Here is a 16,414-nt window from a genome sequence, read left to right as displayed (position 1 = left end):
GACAAACGCTATCCTGCCATTAATGTGTGAATTAGGTGCTGAGTGAGTTAGACAGAAGCGGCTTTTAATTGGTCATCTTTCATTTTGCCTGCTCGTAATAGCAACCAAGCAATGAAACCAACCATCAGCGACATCAATACGAACAATCCACGTCCCCACATTGGGTTTGGTAAGAAGATTAAGAGAAGCAAGGCCGCACTGGTAGCCGCCAAAACACGACCCAACAACTTGTATTGTTGTCTATCGGCTTCATAAGAATCTTTGCCTTCATGAACCACAACCGGAGTCGATACATTATTAAAGAAAGCATCGATTTCAGATTGACGTTTAGCGGATGGCGCTTTGTAGAACAATTGGGTTAAGACGAAGAAACCACCAGTAATCACAATGTGGCATACCACACCGAGAGTGACGGATTTCAATTCAGCAAACTCACGTCTTGTTAATGGCTCTGCGAGGTTAAATAGGTTTTGCAGCATTTCCGGAGTAGTGGTCGCGATAACCGCAGATACACAGCCACCAACGGCGATGGTTGCCCAACAAGACCAATCGGGTGTTTTCTTGATAAAGAAACAAAGTAATGAAGGAATTAACACCGGGAAAGCGACAAGAGTACTGACCATCATCAAAGCATCAAACAGGCCGAAGTCTTTTAATTTACTCATAAATAAACCGGCAACGATGATCATTAGACCAAAGACAATCGTTGCAATTTTACTGGCAAATAAAATAGATGCGTCGGATTTATCTTTCGCAAAGTAAGGTTCGTACACGTTTTTGATAAAGATACCCGCGTTACGGTTTAGCGCCGAGTCCATAGAAGACATGGTGGCTGCAAACATTGCTGACATCATTAACCCAACCATACCGATAGGCATTTCATTACGTACAAAGACAAAATAAGTCGCGTTTGAAATGTCTTTTCCTAATACGTCTAGTCCCCAAGTCGACATGTCTGGATAATGACCACCCACATACCAAGCAGGTAAGAACCAAATGAACGGACCAATCGCCATTAAACAACAAGCTAAAATAGCCGCTTTACGCGCATTACGGGTATCTTTTGCGGCGATATAGCGGTAAGAATCGATCATGTTATTGGTACTGAAGAACTGCTTAATGAAGATACAAATAAACCAACCGACGAATAAATAAGCGTAATTATAACCATCGCCCACAAAGCCTTGTTGAGGTAGGCCAGATTCTAAAATAGGGGTGACACCGCCTGCTTTATAGATAGCAACAATGGTTGCAATAAAGGTAACCACCGTAATGATGATCATTTGAATAAAGTCAGAAGCTACGACTGCCCAGCTACCGCCTACTAATGACATGAACAATACCACGCCGCCAGCGGCAATAATGGTTGTTTCAATCGGAATGTTGAACACCGCACTAGCGAAAATTGCAAGCGCATTAAGCCAAAGAGAAGCTTGCAACACACTAGAAGGTACGGTTGCCCAAGTTACGACTTGTTCACTGACTCGGCCAAAACGCATACGAATCCCTTCAATGGGACTGATTACTCGCATTTGACGAGATTTAGCCGCGAAAAATAGGTAGTTACAGAAGTAACCAAGTGCGTTTGCGAAAAAGATAACCGCAATAGACAAGCCTACATCTAGCGCTTTACCCATGACGCCGGTGAAAGTCATCGCACTTAACGCTTGTAAAAAAGCGGTAGAGCCGACCATCCACCATAGCATTTTACCGCCCCCTCGAAAGTATTCACTGGTCGAGGTTGTTGCTGAACGAAACATCCATCCAACCACAATCAAGAAGATAAAGTAGCCTAAAACGATATAGATATCGATGTTCATAATTTAGCCTTTATTCAGTTCAAAGTAATAAGAAACCAACTTGTTTTACTCCTGAATTCATCACGCTGTCAAAATTGGTTGTCCAATTGGTCGACCTTTGTCACACATTTTGTATTATTAATAATCAAATACTATAAATGGGTGTATCTTATTACTCAGAGTAGATTGTGGTATGAATAGAGATTTAAGGTGTACTTTTATGACTAAGACCTTGTTTAATGAGGTTATTTCTCGTGACGTCAAGATGGTTCATATTGGGCTTGGTGCGTTTCATCGGGCCCATCAAGCCTTATATACCAGTGAATTGAACGATCAAAAAGAGAGCGAAAACTGGGCAATTGCAACGGTGAACTTGTTTGGATCTCTTGATTTGGTTAACCAACTGAATCAACAAAAGCAGCAATATGCGGTTTTGGAAAGGGGGAATGAAAAAGACGAATTAAAAATATCAAACTCAATTGCTTATGCCTATCATCCGGCTGAGCATGGGGTTGAAACGATCGTTGAGTTGATGGCCTGTGAAGCGATCAAAATTGTCTCCTTGACCATCACTGAGAAAGGTTATTGTATTGAGCCAAGCAGTGGAAATTTAGATCTCAATAATCCCTTAATACAACATGATGTGTCTTCACCGATGCGGCCTCAATCTGCCATTGGTTATATTGTCGCGGCTCTAAAACTGCGTCAATTAAGGCATTTATCTGCCTTTACGGTTTTGTCTTGCGATAATATTCAACAAAATGGTGATGTGGCAAAAAAAGCCATTATCAGCTACGCCCGTTTGATTGATGCTAAGTTGGCGCAATGGATTGAAGATAACGTCACCTTTCCTAATACCATGGTCGATAGAATTGTTCCGGCGGTGACAGCGGAGTCATTGCAGAGTGTTGAGCAAGCATTAGGCTATTTTGATCCTTGTGCGGTGACTTGCGAATCGTTCCGTCAATGGGTGATCGAAGATAATTTTGTTTGTGGTCGACCTGATTGGGACAAAGTGGGGGCACAGTTTGTTCATGATGTCCGCCCATTCGAAAAAATGAAATTAAGAATGCTCAATGGCAGTCATTCATTTTTAGCTTACTTAGGATATTTAAGTGGTTATCAATATATTTCAGAAGCGATGGCTGACCCATATTTTAAAGCGGCTATTGTGGATTTTATGCTTAATGAACAAGCGCAAACCTTAGCAATGCCAGACAATATTGATGTCAATCAGTATGCTGATTTATTGGTTGAGCGCTTTGAAAACCCTAAACTGCAACATCAAACCGCACAAATAGCCACCGATGGAAGCCAAAAATTACCACCAAGATTTTGTGAATCAATCAAGTGCCTACGAGTGAAAGGTCAGAGTACTCAGTGGTTAGAGCTTGCTGTGGCTGGCTGGATGTTTTATGTGACGGCGCAAAAAAGCGAGTTTAATGACATCATCGTTAATGATCCTTTAGCTGAACGCTATCTGAGTATAAAAAAACAAGGCCTCACTCCTTCTGAAAGAGTGAAGGCGCTATTTGCCATTGAAAGTATTTTTGATAGTGAAATCAGTCAGGATAAGGAGTTTGTTGAAAAAGTCGCTTTGAGGTATGAAAGTTTTTTACGTCATGGAGTCAAAGAAACACTCTATGCTTTGGTTGATGAAACCCCTTTGGTTGATGAAAAACCGCTCCGTTAACGCTGACAAAAGATAAAGTTGAGAAGACAATGAAGTATAAAAACCAAGTAATTCAATTTGAAAATAACCGCGTTTGGCGTTCGTATTTAGGTGGCAAAACCTTAGATAGCCTAGGAGGGGCGCAATCTCCGCAAGACACGCACTTTCCGGAAGAATGGATTGCTTCAACCACCAAAGCCGTTAACCCGGGCAGAGAGGACATACAAGAAGGGGAGTCTATTGCCATTTTAGGCAACGAGAGAATCCACTTTTCACAATTAATTGCCCTCGACCCTGATTATTTCCTTGGAGAGAAACACGTCGCCCAATACGGAGCAAATCCAATGGTATTGGTGAAGTTTCTCGATTCATCAATTCGGCTACACTTTCAAGTTCACCCAACAAGAGATTTTTCATTAAAGCACTTAAATTCAAATTCAGGTAAAGCAGAAGCGTATTATATTTTAAAAGTTCGAGATGAGGTACAAGACCCTTATCTGTATTTAGGCTTTCAAAACCCGCCCAGCAAAGATGAATTAAAAGAGATTATCCTCAAGCAAGATATCACCAGTTTGAAATCATGCTTTAAAAAAATACCGGTTAAAGAGGGAGAGTGTTATTTCATTCCCGGAGGGATGCCACATGCCATCGGTGAAGGCATACTCATGATTGAAGTCATGGAACCTTCCGATTGGGCGGTTCGATTTGAATTTGAGCGAGGTGGCTATACATTGCCAGAAGAAGCTAGGTTCATGAAAAGAGATTTGGACTTTTGTCTGGATGTTTTTGATTACTCGAAACACTCGGTTGCTGATGTGATCAAATACAATCAAAAGCAACAGCGCCTAATATTGGATTATGGAAATGGCTCAGGGAAATATTCATTAATTGATGAAACAACAACTGATAGATACCGTGTATGTTTATCAAAAATTAATGGGCAAGTGACCAAATCGGAATCTGAGTTTTATATCGGCATTATTAGCTCTGGGCAATGTACTCTATTCATTGGTGACGAAGTCTTACACTTGAAAGAATTTGATAAGTTTTTCTGCCCAGCAGGCTTAGACAGCATCACCATACTTTCTGATGAGGGTGTGGATATTATAGAGTGTTATCCACCTGAACATAATGGCTGATAATTATCTTTAAAAATAGGTTTGAGAATGAATCAGCACAAAAATAACCCCTTATGCTGGGGTTATTTTGTGATTTTTACTGATGGGATGGATTCAAATAAATAACCATCAAAATGAGGGTCATCAAAGTCTGATAACTCTAAGAGTCGATTTTTAACATTTTCTAAGTGTTGCCACATAGCATGTTTAGCTTCTACGGGCGATTTCTTGCGCATGGCAATGAGGATGTTTTGATGATCCTTTAACCATTCTTCTTTGTATTCTGTGGTTTCTATATGGCAGTGTAATTTGTTCCACATAGAGCTAGATTCTCTTCTGTCCCACTCATGTTTAAGAATATCAACCAGCACGGAGTTTTGTGTCGCTTGAGCGATAGAAAGATGGAACAGTTTATCCCCTGTTGGGTTAATGACCTGATTTTTGAGGTCATCTTGTTCAATTTCTAGCGCTTCTCTCATGCGTTCGATATCGGCGGGTGTCGCTTGTAGGGCGGCAAATTCGGCGATATTACTTTCTAACAATTGCCTGGCTTGTAGCATCTCGAACGGGCCGACATCTTCATTTTCTTTAATGTTAACGACGTTAGGTAAGTTGATGACGTAGACCCCAGAGCCTTTTTTCACTTCAACTAAATTTTCCAGCTCTAACATGATAATGGCTTCACGTACCACGGTTCGCCCAACGTTTAATCGTTCAGCAATGTCTCGCTCAGGTGGCAACCGACTTCCAACCGGATACAGGCCATCTGAGATTTCTTTTCTCAAGGTTAAACCTAACACTTGGTATGCACGTTTGGGGTCATAATTTATCATTTCTTAGATGATCTCACTCAATAATAAAGCCGTTGAATATTCTTTTATCGATGGGCCATGCTTTTCTCGAACGGTCATAGTGTACATGGACTCAAGGGGAGATGCACGATTCTGAGAAGCGTCAAATCATACTACTCACCATCGGAGAGCCTTGTTATTCATTCCAAATTGTAGGGTTGAGAAAAAGTCATTAACCTTAGCTACTAGATAGCTATTATATCACTTTTATATCAAACGGTTAGACTTGTTATTGTGACACTCTTATTCGCAGTTGAAGTGAGTTATTTAAAAAGAAAAAAGCCCCAGCCGGGGAGCTGAGGCAAACCATCATTCAGGGTCGGAATGATAAATTAGTTCACTTTGCTGACGGCGTCTTTGATGAGAGTACCAAGCTCGGCCCATTGCTCATTATCAATGAGTTGTGTTGGTACCATCCAAGTTCCGCCACACGCTAATACCGCGGGGATGCTTAAGTAGTTGTCAATATTGCTTAAGCTTACGCCGCCGGTTGGCATGAATTTAACTGGATACACAGCGGTCAGTGCTTTTAGCATGTTTACGCCACCAGAAGGTTCTGCTGGGAAGAATTTAACGGTTTTTAAGCCCAATTCCATTGCTTGCTCAACGAGGCTTGGGTTGTTTACACCCGGAACGATTGGCATGTTTTTAGATTGGCAGTATTTTACGGTGGTCGGGTTTAGCCCTGGGCTAACGATAAAATCCACACCTGCATCAATCGCTTGATCGACCTGCTCTGGGGTTAAAATAGTCCCCGCGCCGATGAGCATGTCTGGGTAGGCTTCACGCATTGCTTTGATTGCACCTACTGCCGCTTCAGTACGAAAGGTGATTTCAGCGCATGGCATACCATTTTCCATTAAGGCTTTCGCCAGTGGTAGGGCATGCTCTACTTTATTTAAAGCAATAACAGGAATGACTTTTAATTGTGCAAGTTGTTGATCGAGTGTCGACATAGTAAATCCTTAAAAAACTTATAATCCGATATTTGGCATCGCGGTTTGTGGAATGATCGCACCTTGATATTGAATCACGGTGCCCGCGACTAAATGACCAGATAAGGCAGAATCTTTAGCACTGTGTCCATTGAGGCGTTTGGCTAAGTATCCAGCGCTAAATGAGTCACCGGCTGCGGTGGTATCGACCACATTGTCAATTGGCTTGGTTGGGACGTATTGGATGGAATCTGCTTCAATCACGACACAATCTTTGCTACCGCGTTTAATGGCGATTTCTTGTACGCCTTGTCCTTGGGTGCGCGCAATGCACTGTTCAATATTGTCATCACCAAAGAGGTCTTGTTCATCGTCAAAGGTCAATAGGGCAATATCGGTATAACTTAATACTTTCAAGTAAGCTTGTTGAGCCGCTTCGATTGATGGCCATAATTTTGGTCGGTAATTATTATCAAAAATGACTTTACCGCCTTTGGCTTTTAATTGGCTCATTAGGTTGAAAAGCTGTTCACGACCATTTGGAGTGAGAATGGCTAAGGTGATGCCAGTTAAATAAATAGCATCAAATTGCGCCAGCTTCTCTAATAACGCTGGGCTTTCTGGTTGATCGAAAACATATTTGGCTGCAGCATCATTACGCCAATAAAAGAAGCTACGTTCACCGGTGGCATCCGTTTCGATGTAATACATACCAGGTTGTTTGTTCTGTAAACGCAAGATATGTTGTGTATCGATGCCTTCATTGTTCCAGCTGTTTAGCATGTTTTGGCTAAAGCTTTCTTGGCCGAGAGCGGTAATGTAGCTGGTTTTCACCGGGGAATTTTGTGTTAGGCGCGACAAATACAATGCAGTATTGAGAGTATCACCACCAAATTTTTGGCTCAGAAGCTCACCAGACTGTTGCAGTTCGATCATGCATTCGCCAATCACAGCAATATTGAATGTTGTCATATTTACACCTAATGGGTTGCTTATTTTAAAAAGTCTTCACGTGCTGGAGAAAACATATCTAATAGAATGCTGTCTTGCTCTAACGCAACAGCACCATGTTCCATGTGTTTACGAGCAATATAAGCATCGCCTTTTTTCAGAACGCGTTTTTCACCATTGATTTCTGCTTCAAAGCTGCCTTCAACCACATAACCAATTTGGTCATGAATTTCGTGAGTATGAGGAGCACCGATAGCACCTTTATCAAAGCATAAGTGTACCGCCATTAGGTCGTCAGTATAACCAACAATCTTACGCTTAATGCCGCCGCCAATTTCTTCCCATTCGTGTTCATCAATTTGGAAAAAAGGATTTACTAGACTCATGTTGCCTCTCTAATTTTTATATTCAATAAATGATTAGCTGCATCATAACCGAAAAATTCTTTTGTAATACAATATCTCTATTTGTTCGTGATGTAAGTCAAAAAAATAATTATAAACCGGAGGTGATTAGCTTAGGTTATGGCTAAACGTCCTTTAGTAATAAAGACTTTTTCAAATGATTATGACGGTATTATAAATGTGACTTACTTCTTTGTTTGATAAAAAGTGAGGTGATATCCAAGCCTTATTGTATTACTTTATCCGCAATGATATTTAATGTTATCGCTTGAGGGTAAGTAAGATGAGTAATGAATTGGCTGCCGTATTATTAAGTGCAGAAGAAGTGTTAGAGCTAAGAAAGGAAGTGGGTCGCGATAGCTTAATGGGCAAAACTATCGCCACCATTAAAAAAGATGTGGATGCGTTTATGGCCTTAGAATATGACGTACCTGGCCATGGTGAAGCGGGGGGTTATGAACACAACCGCCATAAGCAAAACTACAACTATATGAGCTTAGCAGGCCGTCTGTATTTGATTACAAAAGAAAAAAAATACGCGCAGTTTGTTGCTGAGCTTTTAAGCCTTTATGCCGATAAATACCTGCAATTTGATTTCCATGTGCAGAAAAACACTAACCCAACGGGTCGTTTATTCCACCAAATTTTAAATGAACACATGTGGTTAATGTACGCTAGCTTGGCTTACTCTTGCGTGAAAGAGTTTATGTCTGAGACCGAATGCCAGCATGTTGAAAAAAACTTATTCCTTCCCATGCTGGATATGTTCACGGTGAAATATAGCCATGACTTTGACCGCATTCATAACCATGGTATGTGGGCAGTGGCCGCGGTGGGGATTTGTGGTTTGGCCGTGAATAAACGTGAATACCTTGAAATGGCGGTATTTGGTTTAGATAACTACGAACAAGGTAAGCAAGAGATGGGGCCTGGTGGTTTCTTAGCTCAAATCTCGCAACTATTCGCACCTTCTGGTTATTACATGGAAGGCCCTTATTATCACCGCTTTGCAATTCGCCCTTTATGTGTGTTTGCAGAAGTCTTGCACCGTCATATGCCAGAATTGGATATTTATAACTTTAAAGACAAAGTGATTGGCAATACGGTACAAGCGTTACTCGCGACGGCTTATCCAAACGGTGAGTTTCCTGCCTTGAACGACGCATCGCATACCATGAGTATTACGGATATGGGCGTACAAGTTGCCGTGAGTCTTTATAGCAAACATTACGGTTTAGACGATAACTTATTAGGCATGGCGAAAATTCAAAACCAAGTGTGGCTACATGCGTGTGGTTTAGAGCTGTCTCGTGCTTATGAACAAGCGATGGCTGATTCAAAAGAGATTGGCATGCCATTTTGGCCAAGTGTTGAGCTTAATGAAGGCCCTGAAGGTCACAATGGTGCTCAAGGCTTTATTCGCATGCAAGACGACAAAAAAGACGTATTCCAATTGGTGATGAACTATGGCCAACATGGTATGGGGCATGGTCACTTTGATACGTTAGGTATTACGTACTTTAACCGTGGTCAAGAAGTGTTACGTGAATATGGTTTTGGTCGTTGGGTGAACGTAGAGCCAAAATTTGGTGGTCGTTATCTTGATGAGAATAAATCGTACGCTCGTCAAACGATTGCACATAATGCCGTGACGATTGACGAGAAATGCCAAAATAACTTTGATGCAGACCGTGCCGATACCGTTCATGGTTTACCACACTTCTTCAAGGTGGATGACGCAACGGTGAATGGGATGAGTGCCTTTGCTAATGATCATTACGAAGGTTTTGACATGCAACGCAGTGTTTTCATGTTGAAATTAGAGGAATTAGAAGCACCGTTGTTGCTGGATTTATATCGCCTAGCGTCAGAAGACAATACTGAGCATCAATTCGATTATTCACATCAATATCAAGGTCAAGTGATTCGTACGAACTTTGACTATCAAGCAAATCAAGAGCTAGACACGCTAGGGAATGACTTTGGCTACCAACATTTATGGAATGTAGCGAAAGGCCAAGCACAAGGTACGGCGTTAGTGAGTTGGCTACAAAATAACACGTATTACACTTGGTTAGGCGCAAGTTCAAATGACAATGGTGAAGTGATCTTTACTCGTTCTGGTGCGAATGACCCAAGCTTTAACTTACGTAATGAGCCGGCGTTTATTTTACGTTCTAAAGGACATTCAACGTTATTTGCTTCAGCACTTGAAACGCATGGCTACTTTAATGAAGAGTTCGAACAATCGGTTGCGGCTCGTGGTCAAGTACAAGATATTCGAGTACTGGGTCATGATGAAGTTGGCTCTGTGGTTGAAATTGAAACTGCAAAATCGCTGATTACTTTTATGGTTAGCAATCAATTGGGTGCGACAGAAGAATCTGTTCACACGGTCGCAGCGAATGACAAACAATACACTTGGACAGGCTTTTACTCGCTAGAAGTCGTAGCGAAATAACGTATAAGCACAAACGTAAAAGCAAGATCCAAAGTAATTGAAGCAGGCAAGACGGCGCTCAATGAACGAGCGCCGTTCACAACGTGGTCGCTTCAAGTACGAAGAATATATCAGGAGAAAGAATAATGACTTATCAACCTCTATTAATGAATTTCGAAGAAGCGGCCGAGTTGGCCAAAGAATTGGGTCAAGACACCTTAATGGGTAAAGCGCTTGAGCGTGATATCCAACAAACCAATGAATACATGGTTAATGTGGGTATTGAAGTACCAGGACATGGCGAAGGTGGTGGCTATGAACATAACCGTCATAAACAAAACTATATTCACATGGACTTAGCGGGTCGCTTGTTCTTGATTACCGGCGAGCAAAAATACCGTGATTACATTGTTGACATGCTAACGGCTTATGCCACTGTTTATCCAACATTAGAAAGTAATGTCAGCCGTGACAGTAACCCTCCGGGTAAACTATTCCACCAAACCTTGAATGAAAACATGTGGATGCTTTACGCTTCTTGTGCTTATAGCTGTGTGTATCACACTTTAGAAGAAGCACAGAAACGTCAAATTGAAGATGACTTGTTTAAGCATATGATCCACATGTTCGTGGTAACGTATGGTCACGATTTTGATATCGTGCATAACCACGGTTTATGGGCGGTTGCGGCAGTGGGTATTTGTGGCTACGCCATTAATGACCAAGAGTCGGTGGATAAAGCGCTGTATGGTTTGAAATTGGATAAAGTCAGTGGCGGCTTTTTAGCGCAGCTTGACCAATTGTTCTCGCCAGATGGCTATTACATGGAAGGCCCGTATTACCATCGTTTCTCCTTGCGTCCGATTTACTTGTTCGCCGAAGCGATTGCTCGTCGTCAACCAGAATTGAACATCTATGAATTTAATGATTCTGTGATCAAAACCACTTCTTATGCTGTGTTTAAAACCGCCTTCCCTGACGGCACATTACCTGCGCTAAATGACTCTTCGAAAACCATCAGCATTAATGATGAAGGGGTGATCATGGCGACTTCTGTATGCTTCCACCGTTATGAGCAGTCTGAAGTGTTACTTGGTATGGCAAACCACCAACAAAATGTCTGGGTTCACAGCGCAGGTTTAACTTTGTCGAAAGCGGTTGCTGCGGCGCATGAGATCAAACCATTCAGTTGGGGCAGCCTTTACATGACTGATGGCCCGAAAGGGGAAAAAGGCGGCTTGAGTATTCTTCGTCACCGTGATGCACAAGATGACGATACTATGGCCTTGATTTGGTTTGGTCAGCATGGCTCGGATCACCAATATCACTCAGCGCTTGATCATGGTCACTATGATGGTTTGCATTTGAGTGTTTTTAACCGCGGGCATGAAGTATTACACGACTACGGATTTGGCCGTTGGGTTAACGTCGAACCAAAATTTGGTGGCCGTTACATTCCAGAAAATAAATCCTATTGTAAGCAAACTGTGGCGCACAACACGGTTGTGGTTGACCAAAAAACACAAAATAACTTTGATACAGCGCTTGCAGAATCTAAGTTTGGTCAAAAACACTTCTTCTTAGCGGAAGAGGATAAGTTCCAAGCAATGAGTGGCACCATTTCAGAATATTATGACGGTGTGGATATGCAGCGTTCTGTTCTGTTGGCTGAGCTACCAGAGTTTGAAAAGCCATTAGTGATCGATGTGTATCGTATTTTATCGGCTGAGCAGCACCAATATGACTTGCCATATCATTATACGGGTCAAATTATTCGTACCGATTTTGACTACCAAGTTGAAAGTAAATTGAAACCACTTGGTGAGGGTAATGGCTATCAACATCTTTGGAATGTGGGCTCAGCAAAAGTTGAAGGCAGTTCGCTAGTGACTTGGTTGCATGATTCAAGCTACTACAGCTTAGTATCGACCGCTCCAAAAGGTAGTGAAGTGATTTTTGCCCGCACTGGCGCGAACGATCCTGATTTTAACCTGCGTTCAGAGCCAGCCTTTATTTTACGCCAACAAGGCCAAGATCATGTTTTTGCATCCGTGTTAGAAACTCATGGTTACTTTAATGAGTCAATCGAAGCATCTGTAGGGGCGCGTGGCTTAGTACAGAGCGTTTCGGTGTTAGGCCATAACGCGACAGGGACTGTGATCGAAATTGCTTTAACATCCGGTAAAACATACCAATTTGGTATTTCAAATCGTCCAAACATGATTGATGTCGATGGACCTCAATCGGGCGAGCATAAAGTGGAATTTAATGGTGTCGTGTATCAATGGACGGGCGCAACTGCTCAGCTTTAATTGATTCAATAGATACGATGTTATGTCACTACCGGAATGCTCATTGAGTGTTCCGGTTTTTCCTTTTGAGTCGTTGGAGTAATGAATCAATGAATGGTTTGGATATCTCGATCATTGCTGGATATTTCGTGTTTATTATTATTGCTGCGTTCATTTTTAAACGCTTTGCTAAAACCTCATCGGGCTTTATTCGGGGTGGTGGAGCCATGATGTGGTGGATGGCAGGCGCTACCGCGTTTATGACCCAGTTTTCAGCATGGACGTTTACGGGGGCTGCTGCCAAAGCCTATGAGGATGGCTTAGCGGTCTTATTCTTATTTTGGGGAAATGCACTCGGCTTTTTTGTCGCCGCATTATACTTTGCAGCCAAATACCGAAAATTACGGGTTGATACCGCAATGGAAGTGATTCGAATGCGGTTTGGTAAAAGTTCAGAACAAGTGTTTACTTGGCTACAGTTTCCGCTAACCACTATCTCGTGTGCTATTTGGTTAAATGGACTCGCCATTTTCGTGGCCGCTGTATTTAGTATTGACCTCTACATCACAATTATTGGGGTGGGGGTGTTAGTGACCTTTATTGCGGTGAGTGGAGGCTCTTGGACGGTTTCGGCAACGAACGTGATTCAGTTGGTGTTGTTGATGGCTATCACTTTAACCGTTGGGGCTTATGCGCTCATTTATATCGGTGGGCCGGTTGAATTAGTGGCTCAATCAGCCATTCCTTCTGTCATGGGTACGGAAATGAACTACTGGCAAATCTTTGTGGTTTGGGTGGTGTTCATCATGGCGAAACAGACGATTGGCACTAATAATGCGATGTCTTGCTATCGATTCTTAGTCACAGTAAATGAAAAAGAGGCACGTAAAGCGGCTTGGGTTGCCGGCATCATGTTCGTCATTGGCCCTGTGATGTGGTTTATTCCACCTTGGGTAACTGCCACCATGAATGTGGATTTACAAAGTTTTTATCCAAATCTAGGCTCAAGTGCTAACAACGCAGCTTATTTGTTCTTTATCCAAAATTATATGCCGCAAGGGGTATTAGGTTTAGTGCTCGCGGCGATGATTGCCGCCACGATTGCCCCCATGACCACAGCCTTAAATCGTAATGCGGGTATTTTTGTACGTAATGTCTACCAATCGGTGATTAACCCTGCTGCGAGCGAGCAGCAACAAATGCGACTTAGTAAGCTCTCCACTTTAATTAATGGCGTGATTTCTATTGGTGCTGCGCTGCTGTTCGCTTCAATCAAAGAATACAGTTTTTTTGATTTGATGATGTTATTTGGTGCCTTATTACAAATTCCGCTCGCCATTCCATCGTTAATGGGCATGGTCATCGTTAAAACACCCGACTGGTCCGCTTGGGCAACGTTAGTGGTAGGCTTGACCGTTTCTTGTTTCATGCAATTTGTGTTCAATGTCGACTGGTTGCTACCTTGGTTTAATGCAGAAAGCTTTACCCATAGAGAAAGTGTCGATTTAACCGTTGTGGCGATGCTGGTGGCACAAATTGTGATCACCGGTGGTTTCTTTGCTTTAACTGCACTTTGGTATAAAGCGCCGCTCCATCAACGAAAACAAGAATTAGAGCGCTTTTATCACAATGTGAATACTCCCATCAGCCAAGAAGAGGAAGCCTCTGTCGATGGTAAACAAGGTGCCTATTTAGGACGTTTATCGCAAGTGTTGGGTGGCTTGATCATTCTGATTGGTATCGGCTTTGAGACAGGTGTGGATATGATTACCTTTATCGTGATTGGGGGCTTGATTTTTATTGCTGGAATCCAATTGTATAAGAGCCGCTTAACGGCAAGGCAAGTTGTAGAGGAGTCAGTGATTCCTAATGGTCAGTAGCTCAAGTTCAATGTATAGCTCAATAGGAAAAAGTGATACATAGATTCATTGGGTATTAGAAGGAATAAGGCGCGGCTCTGAACTCCAAAAGGGGTCAGAGCCGCATTTTGTTTTGTGTATTGGTTTTTGCGTATTGACTAAAGTTTATCGCTTACGGGTGGCAGCGCGCTGACTTAAACCGAATTAAGAGATAATAACTCGTGATTGTTCTTAAGCAAAATATTCGAGGCTTGTCGCGCTTCAACGGCGTTTCTATCGATAATTGCTTGATATACCGCTTTGTGTTCTTTGATACAAAAATGGCCACGCACCGAAGTGTGATTAAAGAAGGATTTATAAACGGTGGTCAACACGTTACCAAAAGGGGTAAAGAAATCATTGGAAGTTGACTGAAATATCAAGGCATGAAAATTTAAATCCGCTTCCGTCCAAGCGTCAGCGTCTTTCGCTAAGCTTGCTTTTTCCATATTCAGAAAATGTTTTGTAAGACGTTGACGTTGTTCTTGAGTGGCATATTGTGAGCATAATGCACAAGCTGCGGGCTCTATGGCTTTTCGTAACCCTAAAAATTGATCTAAGAATCGAGAAGGGTCTTCATTGTCTTTTAACCATTCTAATAATTGTTTATCTAAAAACTGCCAATGTTTTCTAGGTTGGATAAATGTGCCGACTTTAGGCTTTGAACTGATTAAGCCTTTAGAGGCCAACAGCTTGATCGATTCTCGTAAAGCCGTGCGGCTCACACCAAAGGTTTTGCATAATTCCAACTCATTGGGTAGTTTTGCGCCAACCTCAAGCTGACCATTAATGATTTGGGTTGCTATCTGTTGAGCAATATACACATTCAACCGATAGGTCATAGGAGTAAAGCAGAAGGATTCTTCCGTCATTGACATTTCCTCATTGGAAAAAAAAGCCAGCGTGATACTGGCTAAACAAATATTCCAAAATGCCGGATTGTGAGTGCAAAACTGAAATAACGGGTTTGACGTTTTCAGCTATTAACAAACAAATAGACAATTAAATAAAGTAGGTACCCTAACGCCGGACTAAAAACGAAAGGTAAATAAATAATACAATATGACTTTATTGTGTCAATATTAATCGCCTATTAAACTCGATTAACAATAGAATTTGTGATCAAGATAAAATTTATCTTTGCTATTTTTTAGTCACCTTAAGTCAATAAACATTTAAATATATTGTATAAGTGACTCATGTCACTTCCGAGCGGTTAAAAAAGCTGGTTGCTTTTATGGTAAATGCTACAATGTCCATAAATAAGACAAGGGGCTTTTGATATTATGTCTAACGAATTTAGTTCAATTTCTGGTTCAAAACGCAGTTTACATGTGCAAGTAGCACGTGAAATTGCCCGCGGTATTTTATCCGGTAAATTACCGCAAGGTTCTATCATTCCAGGGGAAATGGCTCTTTGTGAGCAATTTGGTGTAAGTCGTACTGCGTTACGCGAGGCTGTGAAGCTGCTTACTTCAAAATGTTTACTCGAATCTCGTCCTAAAATTGGGACTCGTGTGGTTCAGCGTTCTAATTGGAACTTTCTTGACCCTCAATTGATTGAGTGGATGGATGGTATTGCCGATAATGACGTTTTCTTCCACCAATTTTTAGGGTTAAGAAGAGCCATAGAGCCAGAAGCTTGTGCATTAGCAGCTAAGCATGCAACCGTTGAGCAACGCATTGAATTATCGGAAACTTTCCAGAAAATGTGTGATGTGGCTGCCAGTGTCAATACAGAAGGTTTCGATCAAAACCAATGGACGGCAGTCGATATGCATTTCCATAATTTGATTTTTAACTCTACTGGAAATGATTTTTATCTGCCGTTTGGTAATATCTTAATGACCATGTATAAAAACTTCATTGTGCACTCGTCACAAGAAGGGGGTTTATGTTTACAAGAACACCGAGATATTTACGAAGCGATCATGGCGGGTAATGCTGATAAAGCACGCGAATGTTCAGCGAACCATTTACAAGAATCGAAACACCGTTTACCTGCTTTAAGTTAAGCGGCTTGTGTTTTAGTTCAAATTTTTAGCGATTAAAGCC

At 41.8% G+C, this 16,414-nt stretch carries 12 protein-coding genes; 6 read left to right on the top strand and 6 right to left on the bottom strand.

Annotated elements, in window-relative coordinates:
- Positions 1 to 47: 47 nt before the first annotated feature.
- A complete protein-coding gene (locus VCA1004_RS13935) occupies positions 48 to 1,820 on the bottom strand; it encodes a sodium:solute symporter family transporter (RefSeq protein WP_086981043.1) in 1,773 nt (590 codons plus the stop codon).
- A 199-nt stretch (positions 1,821 to 2,019) separates the two neighbouring features.
- Here VCA1004_RS13935 and VCA1004_RS13930 point away from each other — a divergent pair, with 199 nt between their 5' ends.
- A complete protein-coding gene (locus VCA1004_RS13930) occupies positions 2,020 to 3,492 on the top strand; it encodes a mannitol dehydrogenase family protein (RefSeq protein ID WP_086981042.1) in 1,473 nt (490 codons plus the stop codon).
- 29 nt (positions 3,493 to 3,521) lie between these two features.
- On the top strand, positions 3,522 to 4,610 hold the full coding sequence (locus VCA1004_RS13925) for a class I mannose-6-phosphate isomerase (protein WP_086981041.1): 1,089 nt from the start codon (positions 3,522 to 3,524) through the stop codon (positions 4,608 to 4,610).
- Between the two features lie 62 nt (positions 4,611 to 4,672).
- Here VCA1004_RS13925 and VCA1004_RS13920 read toward each other — a convergent pair whose 3' ends face one another.
- From VCA1004_RS13920 to VCA1004_RS13905, 4 genes are all read right to left on the bottom strand, one after another.
- Positions 4,673 to 5,422, bottom strand: coding sequence for an FCD domain-containing protein (locus VCA1004_RS13920; protein WP_086981040.1), 750 nt, complete (start codon positions 5,420 to 5,422; stop codon positions 4,673 to 4,675).
- A gap of 350 nt (positions 5,423 to 5,772) precedes the next feature.
- Positions 5,773 to 6,396 carry a bifunctional 4-hydroxy-2-oxoglutarate aldolase/2-dehydro-3-deoxy-phosphogluconate aldolase gene (locus VCA1004_RS13915; RefSeq protein WP_086981039.1) on the bottom strand — a complete coding sequence of 208 codons (624 nt, stop codon included), beginning with the start codon at positions 6,394 to 6,396 and terminating at the stop codon, positions 5,773 to 5,775.
- An 18-nt stretch (positions 6,397 to 6,414) separates the two neighbouring features.
- On the bottom strand, positions 6,415 to 7,347 hold the full coding sequence (gene kdgK / locus VCA1004_RS13910; protein ID WP_086981038.1) for a 2-dehydro-3-deoxygluconokinase: 933 nt from the start codon (positions 7,345 to 7,347) through the stop codon (positions 6,415 to 6,417).
- 20 nt (positions 7,348 to 7,367) lie between these two features.
- Entirely contained in the window at positions 7,368 to 7,712 is a 345-nt protein-coding gene (locus VCA1004_RS13905; RefSeq protein WP_086981037.1) for a cupin domain-containing protein, read from the bottom strand.
- Between the two features lie 301 nt (positions 7,713 to 8,013).
- Here VCA1004_RS13905 and VCA1004_RS13900 point away from each other — a divergent pair, with 301 nt between their 5' ends.
- The 3 genes from VCA1004_RS13900 to VCA1004_RS13890 all read left to right on the top strand — a co-directional run bounded on the left by VCA1004_RS13900 (position 8,014) and on the right by VCA1004_RS13890 (position 14,341).
- The gene (locus VCA1004_RS13900) at positions 8,014 to 10,191 is read left to right on the top strand and encodes a heparinase II/III domain-containing protein (protein ID WP_086981036.1); all 2,178 of its coding nucleotides are present in this window, start codon (positions 8,014 to 8,016) and stop codon (positions 10,189 to 10,191) included.
- Between the two features lie 125 nt (positions 10,192 to 10,316).
- On the top strand, positions 10,317 to 12,482 hold the full coding sequence (locus VCA1004_RS13895) for a heparinase II/III domain-containing protein (protein ID WP_086981035.1): 2,166 nt from the start codon (positions 10,317 to 10,319) through the stop codon (positions 12,480 to 12,482).
- Between the two features lie 89 nt (positions 12,483 to 12,571).
- Positions 12,572 to 14,341, top strand: coding sequence for a sodium:solute symporter family transporter (locus VCA1004_RS13890; protein WP_086981034.1), 1,770 nt, complete (start codon positions 12,572 to 12,574; stop codon positions 14,339 to 14,341).
- A 173-nt stretch (positions 14,342 to 14,514) separates the two neighbouring features.
- Here VCA1004_RS13890 and VCA1004_RS13885 read toward each other — a convergent pair whose 3' ends face one another.
- Positions 14,515 to 15,231 (bottom strand): FadR/GntR family transcriptional regulator, encoded by a 717-nt coding sequence (locus tag VCA1004_RS13885; protein WP_086981033.1) that lies wholly within the window; start codon positions 15,229 to 15,231, stop codon positions 14,515 to 14,517.
- A 414-nt stretch (positions 15,232 to 15,645) separates the two neighbouring features.
- On the opposite strand from VCA1004_RS13885, the gene VCA1004_RS13880 reads away from it, so the two are divergent.
- Positions 15,646 to 16,374, top strand: a complete 729-nt coding sequence (locus tag VCA1004_RS13880) for a FadR/GntR family transcriptional regulator (RefSeq protein WP_086981032.1) — start codon at positions 15,646 to 15,648, stop codon at positions 16,372 to 16,374.
- Positions 16,375 to 16,414 lie beyond the last annotated feature (40 nt).

Source organism: Vibrio aphrogenes (assembly GCF_002157735.2).
Taxonomy (GTDB): Bacteria; Pseudomonadota; Gammaproteobacteria; order Enterobacterales; family Vibrionaceae; genus Vibrio; species Vibrio aphrogenes.
The sequence above is the reverse complement of the archived record's forward strand: the minus strand, read 5'-3'. Positions and strand labels throughout refer to the sequence as shown.

What these genes read in the sequence shown, in the direction of transcription:
- VCA1004_RS13895 (WP_086981035.1), top strand. Translation starts at nt 10,317, where the DNA reads ATGACTTATCAACCTCTATTAATGAATTTCGAAGAAGCGGCCGAGTTG.
- VCA1004_RS13900 (WP_086981036.1), top strand. Translation starts at nt 8,014, where the DNA reads ATGAGTAATGAATTGGCTGCCGTATTATTAAGTGCAGAAGAAGTGTTA.
- VCA1004_RS13885 (WP_086981033.1), bottom strand. Translation starts at nt 15,231, where the DNA reads ATGACGGAAGAATCCTTCTGCTTTACTCCTATGACCTATCGGTTGAAT.
- kdgK (WP_086981038.1), bottom strand. Translation starts at nt 7,347, where the DNA reads ATGACAACATTCAATATTGCTGTGATTGGCGAATGCATGATCGAACTG.
- VCA1004_RS13880 (WP_086981032.1), top strand. Translation starts at nt 15,646, where the DNA reads ATGTCTAACGAATTTAGTTCAATTTCTGGTTCAAAACGCAGTTTACAT.
- VCA1004_RS13935 (WP_086981043.1), bottom strand. Translation starts at nt 1,820, where the DNA reads ATGAACATCGATATCTATATCGTTTTAGGCTACTTTATCTTCTTGATT.
- VCA1004_RS13925 (WP_086981041.1), top strand. Translation starts at nt 3,522, where the DNA reads ATGAAGTATAAAAACCAAGTAATTCAATTTGAAAATAACCGCGTTTGG.
- VCA1004_RS13920 (WP_086981040.1), bottom strand. Translation starts at nt 5,422, where the DNA reads ATGATAAATTATGACCCCAAACGTGCATACCAAGTGTTAGGTTTAACC.
- VCA1004_RS13915 (WP_086981039.1), bottom strand. Translation starts at nt 6,396, where the DNA reads ATGTCGACACTCGATCAACAACTTGCACAATTAAAAGTCATTCCTGTT.
- VCA1004_RS13930 (WP_086981042.1), top strand. Translation starts at nt 2,020, where the DNA reads ATGACTAAGACCTTGTTTAATGAGGTTATTTCTCGTGACGTCAAGATG.
- VCA1004_RS13890 (WP_086981034.1), top strand. Translation starts at nt 12,572, where the DNA reads ATGAATGGTTTGGATATCTCGATCATTGCTGGATATTTCGTGTTTATT.
- VCA1004_RS13905 (WP_086981037.1), bottom strand. Translation starts at nt 7,712, where the DNA reads ATGAGTCTAGTAAATCCTTTTTTCCAAATTGATGAACACGAATGGGAA.